Source organism: Flagellimonas amoyensis (assembly GCF_003058265.1).
Classification (GTDB): domain Bacteria; phylum Bacteroidota; class Bacteroidia; order Flavobacteriales; family Flavobacteriaceae; genus Flagellimonas; species Flagellimonas amoyensis.
Genome location: NZ_QBUK01000009.1, coordinates 100,263 through 119,077 on the forward strand (window position 1 = coordinate 100,263; position 18,815 = coordinate 119,077).

Annotated in this window: 17 protein-coding genes; 14 read left to right on the top strand and 3 right to left on the bottom strand. The window is 46.0% G+C overall.

The features are described 5' to 3' along the window. Window positions 1-54: 54 nt before the first annotated feature. Window positions 55-618 carry a hypothetical protein gene (locus DB398_RS13285; protein ID WP_108424938.1) on the bottom strand — a complete coding sequence of 188 codons (564 nt, stop codon included), beginning with the start codon at window positions 616-618 and terminating at the stop codon, window positions 55-57. Window positions 619-887: 269 nt separating this feature from the next. On the opposite strand from DB398_RS13285, the gene DB398_RS13290 reads away from it, so the two are divergent. After that, entirely contained in the window at window positions 888-1,637 is a 750-nt protein-coding gene (locus DB398_RS13290; protein ID WP_108424939.1) for a sulfite exporter TauE/SafE family protein, read from the top strand. Here the strand turns inward: DB398_RS13290 and DB398_RS13295 are convergent. Continuing rightward, the gene (locus DB398_RS13295) at window positions 1,622-2,068 is read right to left on the bottom strand and encodes a MarR family winged helix-turn-helix transcriptional regulator (RefSeq protein ID WP_108424940.1); all 447 of its coding nucleotides are present in this window, start codon (window positions 2,066-2,068) and stop codon (window positions 1,622-1,624) included. The two genes, DB398_RS13290 and DB398_RS13295, sit on opposite strands and share 16 nt — an antisense overlap. Before the next feature lie 177 nt (window positions 2,069-2,245). Between DB398_RS13295 and hppD the strand changes: the two genes are divergently transcribed. The 6 genes from hppD (at window position 2,246) to DB398_RS13325 (ending at window position 8,860) form a co-directional block, all read left to right on the top strand. Further along, entirely contained in the window at window positions 2,246-3,382 is a 1,137-nt protein-coding gene (gene hppD / locus DB398_RS13300; protein ID WP_108424941.1) for a 4-hydroxyphenylpyruvate dioxygenase, read from the top strand. Window positions 3,383-3,460: 78 nt separating this feature from the next. Beyond that, entirely contained in the window at window positions 3,461-4,618 is a 1,158-nt protein-coding gene (locus DB398_RS13305; protein ID WP_108424942.1) for a homogentisate 1,2-dioxygenase, read from the top strand. A 99-nt stretch (window positions 4,619-4,717) separates the two neighbouring features. After that, window positions 4,718-5,938 (top strand): fumarylacetoacetase, encoded by a 1,221-nt coding sequence (gene fahA, locus DB398_RS13310; protein WP_108424943.1) that lies wholly within the window; start codon window positions 4,718-4,720, stop codon window positions 5,936-5,938. Window positions 5,939-6,055: 117 nt separating this feature from the next. After that, window positions 6,056-6,925 (top strand): flavin reductase family protein, encoded by an 870-nt coding sequence (locus DB398_RS13315; protein ID WP_108424944.1) that lies wholly within the window; start codon window positions 6,056-6,058, stop codon window positions 6,923-6,925. A gap of 93 nt (window positions 6,926-7,018) precedes the next feature. Continuing rightward, entirely contained in the window at window positions 7,019-7,630 is a 612-nt protein-coding gene (locus DB398_RS13320) for a hypothetical protein (RefSeq protein ID WP_108424945.1), read from the top strand. 126 nt (window positions 7,631-7,756) lie between these two features. Next, window positions 7,757-8,860, top strand: coding sequence for a pyridoxal phosphate-dependent aminotransferase (locus DB398_RS13325; protein ID WP_108424946.1), 1,104 nt, complete (start codon window positions 7,757-7,759; stop codon window positions 8,858-8,860). Between the two features lie 85 nt (window positions 8,861-8,945). On the opposite strand, the gene DB398_RS13330 is transcribed toward DB398_RS13325, so the two are convergent. Beyond that, window positions 8,946-11,597 (bottom strand): DUF5916 domain-containing protein, encoded by a 2,652-nt coding sequence (locus DB398_RS13330; protein WP_199913402.1) that lies wholly within the window; start codon window positions 11,595-11,597, stop codon window positions 8,946-8,948. A gap of 245 nt (window positions 11,598-11,842) precedes the next feature. Between DB398_RS13330 and rplM the strand changes: the two genes are divergently transcribed. The 7 genes from rplM to DB398_RS13365 all read left to right on the top strand — a co-directional run bounded on the left by rplM (window position 11,843) and on the right by DB398_RS13365 (window position 18,806). Next, window positions 11,843-12,298, top strand: a complete 456-nt coding sequence (rplM, locus tag DB398_RS13335) for a 50S ribosomal protein L13 (protein WP_108424947.1) — start codon at window positions 11,843-11,845, stop codon at window positions 12,296-12,298. After that, complete coding sequence (rpsI, locus tag DB398_RS13340) at window positions 12,299-12,685, top strand: 30S ribosomal protein S9 (protein WP_108424948.1); 387 nt, start codon at window positions 12,299-12,301, stop codon at window positions 12,683-12,685. A 213-nt stretch (window positions 12,686-12,898) separates the two neighbouring features. Further along, a complete protein-coding gene (gene rpsB, locus DB398_RS13345; protein ID WP_108425064.1) occupies window positions 12,899-13,996 on the top strand; it encodes a 30S ribosomal protein S2 in 1,098 nt (365 codons plus the stop codon). A gap of 83 nt (window positions 13,997-14,079) precedes the next feature. Next, the gene (gene tsf, locus DB398_RS13350) at window positions 14,080-14,904 is read left to right on the top strand and encodes a translation elongation factor Ts (RefSeq protein ID WP_108424949.1); all 825 of its coding nucleotides are present in this window, start codon (window positions 14,080-14,082) and stop codon (window positions 14,902-14,904) included. Window positions 14,905-15,031: 127 nt separating this feature from the next. Continuing rightward, window positions 15,032-15,739 (top strand): UMP kinase, encoded by a 708-nt coding sequence (gene pyrH, locus DB398_RS13355; protein WP_108425065.1) that lies wholly within the window; start codon window positions 15,032-15,034, stop codon window positions 15,737-15,739. 40 nt (window positions 15,740-15,779) lie between these two features. Then, window positions 15,780-16,334 (top strand): ribosome recycling factor, encoded by a 555-nt coding sequence (gene frr, locus DB398_RS13360; protein WP_108424950.1) that lies wholly within the window; start codon window positions 15,780-15,782, stop codon window positions 16,332-16,334. 75 nt (window positions 16,335-16,409) lie between these two features. Next, the gene (locus DB398_RS13365) at window positions 16,410-18,806 is read left to right on the top strand and encodes an efflux RND transporter permease subunit (RefSeq protein WP_108424951.1); all 2,397 of its coding nucleotides are present in this window, start codon (window positions 16,410-16,412) and stop codon (window positions 18,804-18,806) included. Window positions 18,807-18,815: the final 9 nt, after the last annotated feature.

Here is an 18,815-nt window from a genome sequence, read left to right on the forward strand (position 1 = left end):
AAAACCAAAAAAGGCACCCAATTGGGTGCCTTTTCCATTCTTCTTCATAACAATTTAATTGCCAAAGCTATTGGCCAGACGCGGCCTTGGACTTTTGCTCCGCATAAACAAATCCGTAAGCGGTTTAAAGTGTCGCTTCCACTGAAATGGAGCAAAGTCGAACCACAATTTTACTTCAGTGGCCTCGCCACCTTCCACTTGGAAACCATCTTCGATGGCAAAATCCAATCGATCAAAGGCATTGGCAGATTCCTCCAGCCCATCCTCATAAACAAACTGGTTGCCCCATCCTGCCAGATAAAACCGGAGTTTGGTATAATGGCCCGCGGGCAGGGAAAGCACACTTTTGGAACGCAGAAAGGTCCCAGCTGGTATTCCCTTTAGGGAAACCGGGTTCTGGCCCGGGAAATCCATGATAAAATGTTCCTTGCCATCTGCATCAATGGCAGAGAACTTGGTGATGTTCAACAACATTTCCGAGACTTTCAGCGCGGTGGCGGCCTCGTTTTTCAAGATCAATTCCTTCATGGTCCGTTCCTCTGCATACCAATCACCAATAGCGTTGGGGGCAAAAGGTACGGTGGACCATATCGTGGGGTAAAAGTTCATTTTTTTCATAGCGCGTATATGTAGGATTATACAGGGACAAAGTTGCAGCAAACCAACAGGTTACGCGTCCAATAAATTGACCAATTTATATGCTGGATTACCTCAAAATGTCGATTTTAAGATTTTTTTAGGTAAAATGGCATAAATTTCAAAATAGGTTCATTTCAATCTGAATCCTATATACCCACAAACACCCAAAACGCCCAAGAAGAACATGGTAGAATATCAGTTTTTGGCTGTGCTAAAAAGACTATCTTTTCTTTCCGTAAAGTCAACGAATGAAAATCAATTACATTTTTTTGGTATTGGCCATGGTGGCCGAGATCATTGGCACCATTGGCGGTTTTGGATCATCGGTCTTCTTTGTGCCCTTGGGAAATTTCTATTTTGATTTTTACTCCGTTCTGGGGATGACGGCCATTTTTCACCTATCCAGTAACATCAGCAAAATATTCCTGTTCAAAAAAGGATTGGACAAAAAACTGTTGCTCTACATCGGCGTGCCTTCCGTGCTGTTCGTGATTATCGGTGGATTTTTGTCGAAAATGGTGGACAGTGGCTCCCTGGAAATCGTCTTGGGGATTTTTTTGGTGGTCTTTAGCCTGCTGTTCCTCATCAAAAGTGAAATTGTGGTGTTGCCCAACAAGAAAAATGCCATGATCGGGGGAACGTTGTCCGGGTTCTCGGCAGGGCTTCTGGGTACAGGTGGCGCCATCCGCGGCTTGACGATGGCTGCCTTCAACCTCGAGAAAAATGCGTTTATCGCCACTTCGGCCTTTATCGATTTCATGATCGATTTCTCACGCACCTTTGTGTACTACGACAACGGCTATATCGGGAAACAGGAGTTGACCTACCTCCCTTTTTTATTGGTCATTGGATTTGTGGGCACGTATTTGGGCAAAAAGATCCTGGCCTATATCCCACAGGAAAAGTTCCGAAAGTTGAGCCTTATCTTTATCCTGATCATCGGTCTGGCCACCATTGTTCAGTTGATGATGAAACACTGGGGTCAGCTCCCCTCATAATTGTCCCCCATTTGGTCCAACACCCTTAAAAAGGTTTCGAACTCCACCGGGTCAATATTTTTAACGGCCAATTTTCGCAAGTTCAGGGCACTGGGCAAGGTCAGTTCAATGATTTTCCTCCCCTCCTCGGTGAGTTCCAGTTTAAAACGCTTTTGGTCCCCATCAAACCGGGTCTTGGTGATCCAACCTTTGCGTTCCATACCACCGATTACCCTGGAAATAGTGGCACGGTTGCGAAAGTTGCCCTTCACAATCTCTCTCTGGCTCGCCTCATCACCCAGTTCATAGATCTGGTGCATGATCACCCATTGCTCAATGGTGACCTCCACGCCCAGTTCATCAAAGGCCCTCAAATAGGCTTTTTGTATTTTACGGAGCACTAGGTCCAAGTGCAGCCCTATCCCCTGTATTTCGTCAATCCGGTTGAGCATTCTATAACTAATTGCCACAAAAATAGGGATTCAGTTTTTGATTTCTTTGACACATAAGGGGTTCAACCATCAATTTTTAACCCAATTTTTGATCCCAAAAATCAGAAATGAGCCAAAAAAATACTTATTTTTGTTGTTCATGCAACAAAATGAACTGAGCAATAAATCATAAAAAATATGGCTACTTCAACACTTCCAAAGACCCAAAAAGGGACCGAACAGGATTTTATGCCCATCAATGGCACCGATTATATTGAACTGTATGTAGGTAACTCCAAACAGGCCGCACACTTTTACAAAACTGCTTTTGGATTCCAGTCCTTGGCAAAGGCAGGCCTAGAAACCGGTTTGAAAGATCGGGAAAGTTACGTGGTGGTCCAGGACAAGATCCGTTTGGTGCTCACCTCTCCCCTAAAAAGTGGTACCGAGATCGGGAAGCACATCGATAAACATGGTGATGGTGTGAAGGTAGTGGCCCTCTGGGTAGACGATGCCACGTATGCCTACAATGCGGCCATGGAACGCGGGGCAAAATCCTATATGGAACCCAAGGTTGAAGAAGATGCCAACGGAAAAGTGGTTCGTTCGGGTATTTACACCTATGGTGAGACTGTCCATATCTTTGTGGAACGAAAAGAGTATAAGGGCACGTTTTTACCCGGTTTCAAAAAATGGGAAACTCCTGATTACAACCCAACTTCCACTGGTTTGCTATATGTGGACCATATGGTGGGTAACGTAGGCTGGAACCAAATGGACCAATGGGTGGGCTTCTATGAAGAAGTATTGGGTTTCCGCAATATTCTTTCTTTTGATGATAAGGACATTTCCACAGAATACACCGCACTGATGAGCAAGGTGATGAGCAACGGAAACGGCCGTATCAAATTCCCGATTAATGAACCTGCCGAAGGAAAGAAAAAATCCCAAGTGGAGGAATACCTCGATTTTTATGAAGGTGAAGGCGTGCAACACGTAGCCGTAGCCACCGATAACATCATCAAAACCGTTCGTGACTTGAAAAGTCGTGGAGTGGAATTCCTTCAGGTTCCTGCAACCTATTATGATGCCGTGACTGACCGTGTAGGAGAAATTGATGAGGATATCGCTCCATTGAAAGAGTTGGGCATCTTGGTGGACCGTGATGACGAAGGCTATCTACTTCAGATCTTTACCAAACCCGTAGAGCCACGTCCAACCATGTTCTTCGAAATCATCCAAAGAAAAGGCGCACAATCGTTTGGAAAAGGTAACTTTAAGGCACTGTTCGAAGCCATTGAGCGCGAACAGGAGCTAAGAGGCACTTTACATTGATCAATTGTTAGTGTTAAAGGTTGAGTTTTAAGTTTTAATCATTTAAAATTTAAAACTGATAACTTAAAATTTAAAAAGATGCCTATATACCATAAACTCGGGAAAATTCCGCAGAAACGGCATACCCAGTTCGAAAAACCGAACGGAGGGTTGTATTATGAGCAGCTTTTTGGAACCATCGGTTTCGATGGCATGTCGTCCTTGTCCTATCACATCCATCGCCCTACGCAGGTAAAGGACATTGGTAAGCCCATTGATATGTCTCCCAAAATTGCCGTGGAAAAGAATATCACCAGCAGAAAACTTATCGGGTTCGATGTGCAACCGAAAGATGACTTTTTGGAATCACGTGAGCCCCTTTTGGTGAACAACGATGTGCACATTGGTCTGGCAGCACCGAAAAAATCCATCACGGGGTATTTTTACAAGAATGCCGATGCCGATGAGATGCTCTTCATCCACAAAGGATCGGGAACCTTGAAAACCTTTTTGGGCAACATTCCGTTTGAATATGGGGATTACCTCATCATTCCCCGCGGGATGATCTACCAAATCGAATTTGATACCGAGGACAACCGCATCCTGTATGCGGAATCCTTTCACCCCATTTATACCCCAAAGCGATACCGAAACTGGTTTGGGCAGTTGTTGGAACATTCCCCTTATTGTGAACGGGACTATAAATTGCCACAAGACCTTCAGACCTTTGATGAAAAAGGAGATTTTTTGATGAAGATCAAAAAGCAGGGCATGTTGCACCAATTGGTGTATGCCAGCCATCCTTTTGACGTAATTGGTTGGGATGGATATAATTTCCCCTACGGATTTTCCATCCACAATTTTGAACCCATTACGGGTCGTGTACACCAACCGCCACCGGTACACCAAACGTTTGAGACGAGTGCCTTTGTCATTTGTTCATTCTGCCCAAGGCTGTACGACTACCACCCGAAAGCGATTCCGGCCCCCTACAACCATTCCAATATAGACTCCGACGAGGTATTGTATTATGTGGATGGGGATTTTATGAGCCGAACCGGAATTGGACCCGGGTACATATCGTTGCACCCGGCAGGCATTCCACACGGGCCGCATCCAGGCACCTATGAGGCCAGCATCGGCAAAAAGAGTACGGAGGAACTGGCCGTGATGATCGATACCTTCAAACCGTTGATGGTCACCGAAAATGCCCTGAAAATTGATGATGGCAAATATTACAAATCGTGGTTGGAGTAATCATTAAGGCCCAATGCCTTCTGTCTTTTCGAGCGCAGTCGAGAAATGAAGGCTTTTTATCGCTCTTGACTGCGCTCGAGCTGACATAAAAAACAATTCATGATCATAAACATCCCTGAAAACTCAGACTTTTCCATCCATAATATTCCCTTTGGGATTTTTTCCACCGAAGACAGAAGCCCTCGTGTAGGCGTGGCCATTGGGGAACATATCCTCGACCTGGCCGCTGTGGCGGAACTCGATGTGTTCGAATTCAACACCGCCGTTTTGGAAAAGGACACCCTCAATGATTTTATTTCCCTCGGAAAGGAAATCACTAATCGGGTGCGGAAAAAAATCCAATATTGGCTGAAGGATGACCACTCACCCTTGGCTGGAAAACCGGAACTTTTCGTAATGCAGTCCGAAGCCCGGATGCACATGCCCGTTTCTGTGGGGGACTATACCGATTTTTATTCTAGCATAGAGCACGCCACCAATGTGGGCAAGATGTTCCGCGACCCTGAAAATGCCCTTTTGCCCAACTGGAAACATATTCCGGTGGGGTACCATGGTAGGGCGAGTTCCATTATCGTGAGCGGACAACCCATCCATCGACCTAAAGGCCAGACCATGCCCAACAATGCAGATGCCCCCGTATTTGGACCCACACAACGATTGGATTTTGAACTGGAAATGGGCTTTATCTGTGGAAAAGATACCCAATTGGGCGATTCTATCTCCACCGAAGAAGCCGAGGATTATATCTTTGGCTTGGTCTTGTTCAACGATTGGTCCGCCAGGGACATCCAGAAATGGGAATATGTGCCGCTTGGACCTTTCTTGGCCAAGAACTTTGCATCTTCCATCTCGCCTTGGGTGGTGACCTTGGAGGCCTTGAAACCGTTCAAAGTGGTAGGTCCCACACAAGACCCTAAAGTATTGCCCTATTTGGCCTATGAGGGCACCAAAAACTACGACATCAATCTGGAAGTGGGCGTCACACCCGAAGGGAGCGAAGAAACCACGGTTTGTCACAGCAATTTCAAGTACATGTATTGGAACATGGCCCAACAGTTGGCACATCATACCGTGAATGGTTGTAATATTTCTGTGGGCGATATGATGGCTTCTGGCACCATTTCTGGCAAGGAAGACGATTCTTTTGGCTCCATGTTGGAGCTGGCATGGATGGGGACCAAACCCATAAAAATGAAGGATGGTTCCGAACGAAAGTTCATCAACGATGGAGATACGGTGACCCTTCGTGGTTTCGCCCAAAATGGCGATATTAGGGTCGGATTCGGGGAAGTTTCCACCAAAATACTTCCTGCGAAATAAATTTCACTTTAGATGAAACTTGAGCTGTCATCCTGAGCGCAGTCGAAGGAGCAGCTGAAATGTTATCTGAGAGTTATACCATATCTCGACTGCGCTCGATATGACAAGAAACAAACCATGATCAAAACTGTAGACCCAACCCAAGTAAGTCAACCTGAACTGCACAGCATTCTGCTCACGGCGGTGGCCCCAAGGCCCATCTGCTTTGCCAGCACCATCGACAAAGATGGGAACGTGAACCTGAGTCCGTTCAGTTTTTTCAATGTGTTCAGTTCCAATCCGCCGATTATGGTCTTTTCGCCTTCGCGAAGCGGCAGGGACAATTCTTTGAAGCATACCCATGAAAACGTATTGGAAGTCCCCGAAGTGGTCATCAATATTGTGAACCACAACATGGCGGAACAGATGTCACTTTCCAGCACGGCCTATGCCAAAGGGGTGAACGAATTTCAAAAGGCGGGCTTTACCGAAGTGCCCAGTGAAAAGGTACGCCCACCCCGCGTGGCGGAATCCCCCGTTTCCTTTGAGTGTACGGTGCAAGAGGTCATCGAATTGGCCCAAACCCCAGGAGCGGGGAACCTCATCATAGCTAAAGTGGAACTCATCCATGTGGACGATACCTATTTTACCGATGGCATTTTGGACACCGAAAAATTGGACCTCGTGGGCCGTATGGGCGGTAATTGGTACATCCGGGCCATCAAGGATTCGTTGTTTGAAATCCCGAAACCTCTCCGCACCCATGGCATTGGGGTGGATGCCTTGCCGAAGGGCATTCGGGAAAGCGAGGTGCTTACCGGAAACAATCTGGGACGATTGGGCAATGTGGAAAGCCTACCCTCAGCATCCGAAGTTGAAAAAATCGTAAAAGCCGATGGCGTGGGTACGCTTTCCCAACGAGAACTCCACACCTTGGCACAGCAGCTTTTGGAAGCTGGGGATACGGAAAAGGCGATGGCGTATTTGTTGTTTGGGGAGGGTTTTTGATGGGTGAATACATCTATTATTGAAGTATTTAATCTATAACAGTATATCTTACTTTTATAAAAACAAATTTACCCGTCAACTAAACAAAGTAATATGAAGGGAATTAAAATCCTATCTATTCTAATCCTATTAGGACAGCCCATATTATTTGGGCAGGAGACCGTTACAACAACAGTAAAATACGGATTTGAGAATCCAGAACTTCAGGAGCTTTTTGAATTTCAAAATATTGGGGTTGAAAAATTTGAATTTGAAAGCCCCAAAATCAATGGAAAGTATTATCAAGTTTTTATAAAAGAATATAAAACTGGAAAATTAATCGACTCAAAAATTCTTTTTGATGGAACAGAAATAGACCAGTTCAAAATAAATTCACGTCTATTTGATTTTAAAATATTTACTGAAATTTCAAAGAACAACTTAAAAATTCAACTGAGAAGTAAAAAATATGCAAGCGCCAATAGAAACTATGAACTGACCGAAAACAGTTCTGAATATGCAACAAAAGATTTTTTTGGGGCTAAAATTGCGATTGAGAATCCCTTGAGTAAGGAATTTCCATTGTTGGCCATCATAACCCCTACAAAACATAGCAATGGTTTTAGTTCATATTGCGAAGTTGTCCAATCGGACATTGCTCCAGAAAAATTAGGAGAACATTTTAATATTCCCCACTATTTTTTGATTACAATGGCATTTAAATAATTCCTAGTAAAACGTGTATAATCAATTACGGGCAGATTTTTCAAAAAGGAAATCCTGACAATCAATTATCTTGAATACAAGCTGAAAAAGGCCCGAAACTAATCATACACCCGCTTTAAAAATAAAATGAAAAAAACCATCGAATCCATCTTTAAGGCCCATTTGGAGCCCAAAGAGGTGTATAAAGGAGGAAAGAACATTCCGCCTTCCGACAAAAAAATCTACAAACTGTCCTCCAACGAAAACCCCTTGGGCGCATCACCCAAAGCGATTGCAGCCATGAAAGCTGCCTTGGAGCATATCGACATCTACCCCGATCAAACCGACATTCGCCTGAGGGAAGCCTTGGTCAAGGATTTTGGTGGAAAACTAAGCACAGACCAATTTCTTTGCGGTAACAGCGGTTCCGAAATCATTGACATCCTATTGAGGGCCTTTATCAATGAAGGGGACGAGGTGATCTATTCCAACCCCTGCTTTTTGCCATACTCTGTATTTTCCAGATGGTATGGAGCCAAGACCATCGATATTCCCTTGCTTTCCCCCAACTACGATTTGGATGTGGAAGGGATTTTGAACGCCATTACGGTGCGGACCAAGGTCATTTTCCTCACCAGTCCGAACAACCCAACAGGCACCTATATTCCAAAACCCGTACTAGATTCCTTTTTGGAACGGGTGCCCAAGAACATCCTCATCGTTTTTGATGAAGTTTACCGACATTTTGCGGATGCTGAGGATTATGTGACCGCCCTACCCTATGTTTTGGCCGGACACAATGTGCTTGGCCTCAACAGCTTTTCCAAAACCTATGGTTTGGCAGGTCAGCGCATCGGTTATGCCTACACCACCGCTACCATTGCCAACTACATCCGATTGATCCAAAAACCGTTCTTGCTGCCCTTGACATCCATCGAGGCAGGCATCGGCGCCTTGAACGATACGGAGTTTATCGAAAAAACGGTACAGACGGTTCTCGATGGCAGAACCTATCTTGCCCAGGAGTTTGACCGCATCGGTATCCAATACTGGTCCAGTCAAGCCAACTTTTTTATCATCGATCCCCCGTTGCCTGAAATGGAATTCACAGATAAGATGATGGAAGAGGGTATTATGGTGCGGCCCGTTTCGCAATTTGGTGCTCCGGGGAAAGTTCGCATCACCATAGGTGACGCTGAAGCCAATGAGGCATGTGTTAAAGCGATGCAGAAAATAACCAAAAGTATTTAATGGCCATTTCGCTTCTGAGACATCTTGGCTGTTCCTTCGACTGCGCTCAGGATGACAGCTCGATGTGACAATGCGTCAATCTGAATCAAAGTACAAACCGATAGGTAGCCTTCAACAAAAAGATATTTTGGGGCTTCTGTCCAAAAATATTGTCCCCCAAACTGGGCAACAGTCCATCCGTAGGGTCGCCACTTCGGGACACATCCTGCGACCAGACCAAGAATATCTCGGAACCGGGTATGTACTCCCATCGGACCACCAAATTGGAACGGAACTGCACGAAGGAAAAATCAGGGTTGCCAAAACTGAAATCCGCAACATTGTCCAAATCTTCGTCAATGGCATACACCCCATCACTCAAAGTGGTCTGATCGGCCCCATACTGCATAAACCTATCCTCAAACTGCTTGGCCGTGGCATCTGTGACATGCTTAAAGTTGGAATACCTCCCCCTTGAAATGAAGGGTTGGCCCCAATATTGGATGGTGAGGTTGGGGTTGATGGTATAGTTCAACCGAATGGACATGCTCAGTGTCCGTTGGTCGATCTCCCCGTTGAGGTATCTTGGGGAACCACCCACATCTTCAAAATTATCAATGAACTGCAATTTATCACGGTTGATGCCCAGCGATGGGAAAGCGGAAATACGCAATGCATTGATGGGCTGGTACACAAATCCTCCTTCCACATAATACGAATTGAAGGAATTATCGACCGCTTTTCTGCCCTCATGGTAAACGGAGAACTGGATCTTTTTCCTGTTGTCCGTGTTTATCCCATTCCAAAAACTCATCCAAGGGGAAAGTCGCAACCTCGGGCCTCCCCTTAGGGCAAAGTTGGAGTATTCGATAGGCGCATAGTTCAACCCAAGGTTGGTGGACCAGTTTCCTTTCCAGTTCTGCCAGCTATTGGTATTGAACTGCATATAATTATGGTTGCCCCCAAAGTCCCATGCCGTCCAATGGTTGTAGTTGATGCCCACCTGCCTGAACGTACTGTCGGGTTTCAGGGTCTGATAGCCTATCCAAGTGTAATGCCGGATATCGTCCGCTTGGCGTTGGAACCCAATATCGTTGAGTTCCAATTCCGGGGATCGCCATGTTCCGCCCGACTCGAACCGCCAATGGCCCTTGCCCAGTTTCCCGATCTGGATGTTGCCCCCACTTCCCGTCAAAGAAGTTCTGGTGGTGTCCACAGAAACGTGGTCCGCATCCACCCTATGGAACAAATGCGCAATGGAGCGTTGGGTACCGCGGATGGCCTGCTCGCTTCCGGTCACATGGCTCAGGATGATGTCGCCCTCCACATACCAGTCCCTATTGTTCCACTGGTGCTTGAAATCTAGAGCACCGGTATATGCGGATTGGTGCAAAAAGTCGAGTTCTTGGGGCAGTTCTTCCCTGTTGGTCGAGGTAAAAATTCCACCGACATAGGAATTTCGGTTATTGAAATCCTTCTGCAATCTGCCCACAAAATAATTGGTCAGGGGTTCCACGGTCTCTTCCCTCCGATTGCCGTTTTCATCGACGATGGTGGCTTGCCGTCGCGCGGTGACACTTTCCAGGACCCCAATGGCCCATCCATTCTTCGTCTTTCCGCTGAACTTTGCCGCACCAATGATCGGTGTATTGTCCGGTTGGTCCACAAACTCCCCATCCATGGTACTGGGATAGCCTTGTGGGCTTCTTCCGATCCGCCTGGAATAAAACACATTGTCGGAACCAAAGGTATTGCCCGCCTCCGATTGCGAAACGCTGAAGTCAAAAATGTTCTTGTTCTCCACAAAGAAGGGCCGTCTTTCCTGAAAGAATATTTGGAAACCATCCAATGCAATGGCCGAAGGGTCTGCGTCCACCTGGCCAAAATCAGGGTTCACTGTCAGGTCTAGGGTAAGGTCGTTGGTGATCCCGATCTTGGCATCCAGTCCACCCGTTATGTCACTATCCTTACCATCCCTAAAAGGGTTTCCTTCCTGCGCTTCGTAGGTTTCCATCCGAGCGACGGTGTAGGGTTGTATCTCCAACTGTTTTTGGGGCTGGATGTTCTTCAGGCCGTGCAGTTCACCAAACTCGCTGACGAATCCGGCGACATCCCTGGGCAGGCGCTGCCAAACGGAACGTTCCTCATTTTTGAAATAACGTCTCATGAACTGGAGCCCCCAGACTTGGTCCTCCTCGTTCCCAAACTTGATCTGGCTGAGGGGAATCCGCATCTCGGCCGTCCATCCCTCACTATCGGTATGGGTCTTCACGTACCAGATTGGGTTCCAGCTATCGTCCTCGTTGGCCCCGTTATTGGACTCGAACACATCTCCCTTCACCCCGGCCGCAGTGACAATGAAACCAAAAGCGGTCCTTTGGTCGTGGTAACTGTCGATGAATACCCCGATCCAATCGCCCTCAAAGCCATCCCGCCTAGATAGCCGCTTCATGATCTTGTCCGGTTCGGTATCAAAACATCGGATACCTATATAAAGGGACTTTTCTCCATACACGATTTTAAAGGCCGTCTGCTGCCCGGGCGGAGTGTTCTCATCGGGTCTTTGCTCAATAAAGTCATCCCCCCATTCCACGAGATTCCAGGCCGGGTCGTCCAAAAGTCCATCAATGGTAGGCGGGGTTTCACTGCCCAGGTCCTTAGTGACATAAATTTTCTTGGGGACCACATTCGTGGTGTCTTGGGCTTGTAGTTCAATAAAAGAGGTTAGGAGCAAAATATAAAGCAGCGCGTAATTCACTTGTTCGTTTTTGATTGATTGATTACCCTAAAGACCTCGAGGAACCGGGTTAGTTACACCACTTCTGTTTTTTAAGTTTTTTTTAACATTTAAAAGCTGATGTTCGCGCTGTTTTGGAGCGGAAGTAGAAAAAATGAAAAAAGGCAAAAAAATATTCCCAATCAACCGTTTGTAATTCAATCTAATAATTGTACATTTGCAGCCCGTTTATCGGGATAGGTATTTAAATCAATAATATTCTAGAAGTGGACACATTAAGTTATAAGACTATTTCCGCCAATAAATCTACCGTTGACAAGCAATGGTTATTGGTTGATGCAGAGGGGCAGAACTTGGGAAGATTGGCATCAAAAGTGGCCAAATTGCTTAGGGGGAAATACAAGACCAACTTTACTCCCCATGTGGATTGTGGGGACAATGTAATAGTCATCAATGCCGAGAAGGTGAACTTGACCGGCAACAAATGGGATGACAAAGTGTATTTGAGATATACCGGGTATCCCGGTGGACAGCGTTCCGCTTCCGCAAAAGAAGTATTGAAGAAACATCCCGAGCGCATTATCGAAAACTCTGTGAAGGGAATGTTGCCAAAGAACAAACTTGGTGCTGAAATTTACAGAAACCTAAAGGTTTATGTTGGTGCCGAGCACGGACAGGAAGCACAAAAACCAAAGGCAATAAACTTAAACGACTACAAATAAATGGAAGTGGTTCATAAGATAGGAAGAAGAAAGACCGCGGTGGCCAGAGTATATGTCTCCGAAGGATCTGGAAACATAACCGTTAACAAAAGGGACCTTGGCGATTACTTTAGCACTGCCACTTTGCAGTACAAGGTAAAACAACCTTTTACCCTTACAGAGACCGAAGGAAACTATGATGTGAAGGTCAATGTATATGGTGGTGGAATCACCGGACAGGCAGAAGCAGTTCGCTTGGCATTGTCTAGGGCCATGTGCGAGATCAACGCTGAAAACAGGGAAGTCCTGAAACCAGAAGGTCTTTTGACAAGGGATCCAAGAATGGTGGAAAGAAAGAAATTCGGTCAGAAGAAAGCCCGTAAGAAATTCCAATTCTCCAAACGTTAATATTGCGGTGCCTCGGCACCTCTATATAAGTTCATTGAAAACCCTGAAAACCATTTTCAGGGTTAAATTTTTAACCAAGTTGTCGTTGTTCCAAAAGGAAAAAATGAATCGACTTTTTGGAATTTAGTTTAGCATCTAAATGGGTTGGGCGAACCTAAAAGTGACCACCAATGCATTGCTACTACAACGGAACGTAAACTAAGTACAAAAAAAATGGCAAGTAAAATTGAAGTAAAAGACTTACTGGAAGCAGGTGTGCATTTTGGACACCTAACACGAAAGTGGAATCCCAACATGGCTCCCTACATCTACATGGAGCGTAACGGTATCCACGTCATCAATCTCTACAAAACTGTAGCAAAACTTGAGGAAGCCAACGAGGCCCTCAAAAAAATTGCGGCCTCTGGACGAAAAATCCTTTTTGTGGCCACCAAAAAACAAGCCAAGGACATTGTCGCCGACAAGGTATCCAAAGTGAACATGCCCTACATCACAGAAAGATGGCCCGGTGGTATGTTGACCAACTTTGTCACCATCCGTAAGGCCGTGAAGAAAATGGCAGCTATCGACCGTATGAAAAAAGACGGGACCTTTGACACCCTTTCCAAAAAAGAAAGATTGCAAGTGGACCGTTTGCGTGCCAAATTGGACAAAAACTTGGGCTCCATTGCGGACATGACCCGTTTGCCAGGTGCACTTTTCATTGTGGACACCATGCGTGAGCACATCGCCGTTAAGGAAGCGTTGAAATTGAACATCCCTATTTTCGCGATGGTCGATACCAACTCCGATCCAAGGCCCATCGACTTCGTTATCCCTGCCAATGATGACGCCGGAAAATCCATCGAGGCCATTTTGGAAGAAGTGACCAAAGCAGTAGCCGAAGGTTTGGCCGAGCGCAAAAATGACAAAGGCAACGACAAAGATGAAGACGAGGAGGAAGAAGTAACACAAAAAGCTGTTGCTATCGACGAGGATGACGAGGACGATGCAAAACCTTCCAAAAAAGGAAAAGCAGTTGCCAAAGAAGTGAAACCGGTAAAAGCTGAAAAGGCAAAAGTCGATGACCTGACCAAGGTTGAAGGCATTGGCCCAAAAGCAGCCGAAGCATTGGTTGAAGCTGGAGTATCCACCTTCGCCAAACTTTCTGAAACATCTGCCGAAGAAATCAAGGAAATCCTGACCGACGCCAGCTCTACCATGGCCCATTTGGACCCAACATCTTGGCCAAAGCAAGCCAAAATGGCCGCTGAAGGGAATTGGGACGAATTGAAAGAATGGCAAGACAGTGTTAAGGGAGGCGTTGAATAAACCAACCTTGATTTAACATTGTCCTAAAACAAAACACTTCAATAGTGTTTTACTTTACATAAATTTTTAAAAAGCATAGAAAAATGGCACAGATTACCGCCGCAGAAGTAAATAAACTAAGACAGACCACCGGAGCTGGGATGATGGATTGCAAAAAAGCTTTGGTCGAGGCCGAAGGCGATTTTGAAAAAGCAATCGAGATCCTTCGCAAAAAAGGACAAAAAGTAGCCGCCAACAGAGCTGATAGAGAATCCTCTGAAGGTGCTGCCATAGCAAAAGTCAATGCCGACAGCACCCAAGGTGTGGTTATTTCATTGAACTGCGAAACTGACTTCGTTGCCAAAAACGAAAGCTTTGTGACCTTGGCCAATGATCTGGCCGATCTTGCACTAGGTTTTGACAGCAAGGAAGCTTTTCTTGCCGCTCCTTTCAGTGGCATGACCGTTGCGGATAAATTGACAGAGCAGACCGGTGTGATCGGTGAAAAAATCGAAATCGGAAGCTTCGAGAAATTGAGCGCTGCTTTCGTAGGATCATACATCCACGCCGGAAACAAGATCGCTACATTGGTGGGATTGTCCGCCAATGTTGACGGTGCTGCCGAAGCTGCCAAAGATGTGGCCATGCAAGCTGCCGCAATGAACCCTGTTGCCCTTAACGAAGAAGGTGTGGACCAGTCCATCATCGATAAGGAAATCGAGATTGCAAAGGAGCAATTGCGCCAAGAAGGAAAACCAGAAGCCATGTTGGACAACATCGCCAAAGGTAAATTGAACCGTTTCTTCAAGGACAACACTTTGGTCAACCAAGATTTCATCAAGGACAGCAAACTTAGCGTTGCCCAGTATGTAAAATCTGTTGACGCCAGCTTGACCGTTACCGGTTTCAAAAGAGTAGCTTTGGGATAAACCATAGCCCCCTTACATATAAACCGCTCCCAAAAAGAGCGGTTTTTTTATGCAATATCCAGAGAACCCATTCTACATTCCCATAAATAATTTTGATTATTTTTGTCCGAACTTCAAGAAACCTTTGATGCATTACAAGAGAATTTTATTAAAACTGAGTGGGGAAGCCTTGATGGGCAAAAAGCAATACGGAATTGACGGAGACCGTTTGTCCGAATATGCCGATGAGATCAAGAGCGTAGTGGACAAGGGGATTGAAGTAGCCATCGTTATTGGTGGGGGCAACATTTTTAGGGGCCTTGCCGGTGCCAGCCAAGGCATGGACCGCGTACAGGGGGACCACATGGGCATGTTGGCCACCGTGATCAACGGATTGGCGCTACAGAGTGCCTTGGAACTCAAAGGCATCCAGACCCGCTTGCAATCGGCCATCAAAATCAATGAAGTGGCCGAACCCTTTATCCGTAGAAGGGCGATTCGCCATTTGGAAAAAGGAAGGGTCGTGATTTTTGGAGGGGGAACCGGAAACCCTTATTTCACTACAGATTCCGCTGCCGTATTGAGAGCCATCGAAATCAATGCCGATGTAATCCTGAAAGGAACCCGTGTAGATGGAATTTACACTTCCGATCCCGAAAAAGATAAAACAGCCACCAAGTTTGACTCCCTTTCTTTCCAAGAGGTACTGTCCAAAGGGTTGAAGGTGATGGATACCACTGCCTTCACATTGAGCCAGGAAAATGAATTGCCGATTGTGGTCTTCGATATGAACACCAAGGGCAATTTGATGAAGATTGTATCCGGAGAGAACATTGGAACGGTGGTCAACGTTTAATATGGTCACATTTTTGATATTGTTATAAAAATTTAAGAGCATGGACGAAGAAGTAAAATTTGTACTTGATAGCACTAAAGAAAACATGGATGCCAGTATTTCCCACTTGGAAAAGGCGTTTATAAAGATCCGTGCCGGAAAGGCCAGTCCCGTGATGCTGTCCTCTGTTATGGTGGACTATTACGGCTCACAGACTCCCCTTTCCCAAGTATCGAACATCAACACGCCCGATGCCAGGACCATTTCGGTACAGCCTTGGGAAAAGAACCTTATCGGGGAAATCGAAAATGCCATCATGAACGCCAACCTTGGCTTTAACCCTATGAACAATGGGGAAATGGTCATCATCAATGTGCCACCATTGACCGAGGAGCGAAGGAAACAATTGGTGAAACAAGCAAAGGCTGAGGCAGAGGACGCCAAAGTGAGCATCCGAAGTGCCCGACAGGAGGCCAACAAGGAACTCAAGGCTTTGGAAATTTCAGAAGATCTCTTGAAAAACGCCGAAGTAGACGTACAGGAACTCACCGATTCTTACAGCAAAAAAGTGGACGCCATCCTCTCCGTGAAAGAAGCGGAGATCATGAAAGTCTAAAACTTTATCCTTGATCGGCTGCTTTCTTAGGAACACAGCCGATCATTTTTTACCTTTGCGCCCAACAAAACCGAAATGGCAATAAAGCTCATGAAAGGATTTTGGCCCAAGGTCTCCCGAATCATACTCCGCAATAGGATACTCATCCTTCTAGGGATTGTAGGCTTTACTGTTTTTTTGGCCCTACAGTGGAAGAACATCCGATTCTCGAACACGGAATCCAATATCCTACCCGATGACCATCCGGCCACCATCCAATACCGATCTTTTACCAAAATATTTGGAGAAGAGGGCAATGCCATTGTACTGGCCATAAGGGACACCGCCCTGTTCACTCCCAAAAACTTCAATCGGTGGAACAGGCTGAGCAAACAATTGGAAGCATTTCCCGAGATAGACTTTGTGGTATCCCTGGAAAACCTTAGGGTGTTGGTGAAGGATAATGACGAGCAGGTCTTTGTGATGGAACCTTTCCTGAAGAAAAAACCCAGTAGCAAGGCAGAGATTGATTCCCTGAAGAACCATTTGTTCAACGAACTACCTTTTTACGATAATCTGGTCTATAACCCCAAAAGTGGCACCATACAGACCATCGCCTATCTGGACAAGGACATTATGGACACCCCGGTCAGGAACGAATTTATCCTGAACGACCTGGACGATCTTGTCAAAAGTTTTGAAGAGGAGACCCAAATGGACGTCCACGTTTCGGGAATGCCCTATATCCGAACCTGGAACACCAAGTCCATTGTAGACGAAATCGGGATCTTCATCGTGGCCGCCCTATTGGTCACTTCCCTTATTTTTTTCTTTTTCTTCAGAAGTTTCAGGGCCACTTTCATATCCATGTTCGTGGTCATCATCGGGGTCATGTGGGCCTTTGGCATCCTTGGACTGCTGAAGTATGAAATGACGATCCTTACCGCATTGATTCCCCCTCTGATCATTGTGATAGGCATCCCCAACTGTATTTTTCTCATCAACAAATACCAGCAAGAGGTAAACAAACACGGGAACCAGGCCCTGTCCCTACAGCGGGTCATCTCCAAGATTGGGAACGCCACCTTGATGACAAACATCACCACGGCGTCGGGTTTTGCCACCTTCATCATTTTGGACAGCGACCTTCTTAGGGAGTTTGGTATCGTGGCCTCCATCAACATTATTGGAATCTTCATTCTTTCGCTGTTGATCATCCCCATCATATACAGCTTTATGCCGCTTCCAAAGACCAAACACTTGAAGCACCTGAACAAGAAATGGATGGACTTCTTCGTGAACTGGATGGAGCGTATGGTCCGGGACCACAGGATTGCCGTATACATAACCACAGTGGCCATATTGGTACTGAGCATTATCGGCATCTACCAAATGAGGATTACCGGGAGCCGGATCGAGGACCTTCCCAAAGACACCCATTTTTACAACGACATCCAATTTTTTGAACAAGAATTTGATGGCATCATGCCCATGGAAATCGTGGTGGATTCCAAACGGAAAAATGGCATTATAAAACCTGCCACCCTCAAACGGATGGACGAATTGGGCTCGGTCATCAATGAGATTCCCGAACTCTCCAGACCCATTTCGGTGGTGGATCTGATCAAATATTCCAAGCAGGCCTTTTACAACGGCATCCCAAAATATTACCAGTTGCCCACCAATCAGGAGAACACCTTCATTATGGACGTGGCACGGAAATCATCTTCCGAGGGCAACCTTTTGCAGAGCTTTGTGGACAGTACCGGACAGACCGCACGCCTGACCACCTACATGCAGGATGTCAAGATCGATCGCATGGAGGAAATTGAAAAAACAATGCAGCAGTCCATTGCGAAATTTTTCCCGGACGACAGGTATAATGTGTTCATGACCGGAAAGGCACTGTTGTTCCTCAAAGGGACCAAATACCTGGTCAAGAACCTGTTGCTATCATTGGCACTCGCCATCGGGTTGATTTCCCTTTTTATGGCCTATCTGTTCCGTTCGTTCCGAATGGTTGTCATCTCACTGGTTCCCAACCTATTGCCATTGGTCATCACTGCGGGTCTCATGGGATATCTGGGCGTTCCCATAAAACCGTCCACCATCTTGGTGTTCAGCATTGCCTTTGGCATTTCTGTAGACGACACCATCCATTTTCTGGCAAAATACCGTCAGGAGCTGGCCGCCAATCGCTGGCAGATCAAAAAATCGGTTTATGCCGCCCTTCGGGAGACCGGAGTGAGCATGTTCTACACCTCCATCGTGCTCTTTTTCGGGTTTTCAGTCTTCATCATTTCCAATTTTGGGGGCACCAAGGCCTTGGGAGGATTGGTATCGGCCACACTGCTGTTCGCCATGCTGTCCAATTTGATCCTCCTCCCCTCCCTGCTCCTTTCCTTGGAAAGAAGCATTGCCAACAAACAGGTGCTCAAAAAGCCACAGATCGATATTTTGCCCCAGGACGAGGACAACAGCAAGGAGAATTAGTAGCAGAAA

Excerpts from the sequence above, each read along its gene's own strand:
- DB398_RS13285 (WP_108424938.1), bottom strand. The coding sequence starts at position 618 with ATGAAAAAAATGAACTTTTACCCCACGATATGGTCCACCGTACCTTTT.
- DB398_RS13290 (WP_108424939.1), top strand. The coding sequence starts at position 888 with ATGAAAATCAATTACATTTTTTTGGTATTGGCCATGGTGGCCGAGATC.
- DB398_RS13295 (WP_108424940.1), bottom strand. The coding sequence starts at position 2,068 with ATGCTCAACCGGATTGACGAAATACAGGGGATAGGGCTGCACTTGGAC.
- hppD (WP_108424941.1), top strand. The coding sequence starts at position 2,246 with ATGGCTACTTCAACACTTCCAAAGACCCAAAAAGGGACCGAACAGGAT.
- DB398_RS13305 (WP_108424942.1), top strand. The coding sequence starts at position 3,461 with ATGCCTATATACCATAAACTCGGGAAAATTCCGCAGAAACGGCATACC.
- fahA (WP_108424943.1), top strand. The coding sequence starts at position 4,718 with ATGATCATAAACATCCCTGAAAACTCAGACTTTTCCATCCATAATATT.
- DB398_RS13315 (WP_108424944.1), top strand. The coding sequence starts at position 6,056 with ATGATCAAAACTGTAGACCCAACCCAAGTAAGTCAACCTGAACTGCAC.
- DB398_RS13320 (WP_108424945.1), top strand. The coding sequence starts at position 7,019 with ATGAAGGGAATTAAAATCCTATCTATTCTAATCCTATTAGGACAGCCC.
- DB398_RS13325 (WP_108424946.1), top strand. The coding sequence starts at position 7,757 with ATGAAAAAAACCATCGAATCCATCTTTAAGGCCCATTTGGAGCCCAAA.
- rpsI (WP_108424948.1), top strand. The coding sequence starts at position 12,299 with ATGGAAGTGGTTCATAAGATAGGAAGAAGAAAGACCGCGGTGGCCAGA.
- rpsB (WP_108425064.1), top strand. The coding sequence starts at position 12,899 with ATGGCAAGTAAAATTGAAGTAAAAGACTTACTGGAAGCAGGTGTGCAT.
- tsf (WP_108424949.1), top strand. The coding sequence starts at position 14,080 with ATGGCACAGATTACCGCCGCAGAAGTAAATAAACTAAGACAGACCACC.
- pyrH (WP_108425065.1), top strand. The coding sequence starts at position 15,032 with ATGCATTACAAGAGAATTTTATTAAAACTGAGTGGGGAAGCCTTGATG.
- frr (WP_108424950.1), top strand. The coding sequence starts at position 15,780 with ATGGACGAAGAAGTAAAATTTGTACTTGATAGCACTAAAGAAAACATG.
- DB398_RS13365 (WP_108424951.1), top strand. The coding sequence starts at position 16,410 with ATGGCAATAAAGCTCATGAAAGGATTTTGGCCCAAGGTCTCCCGAATC.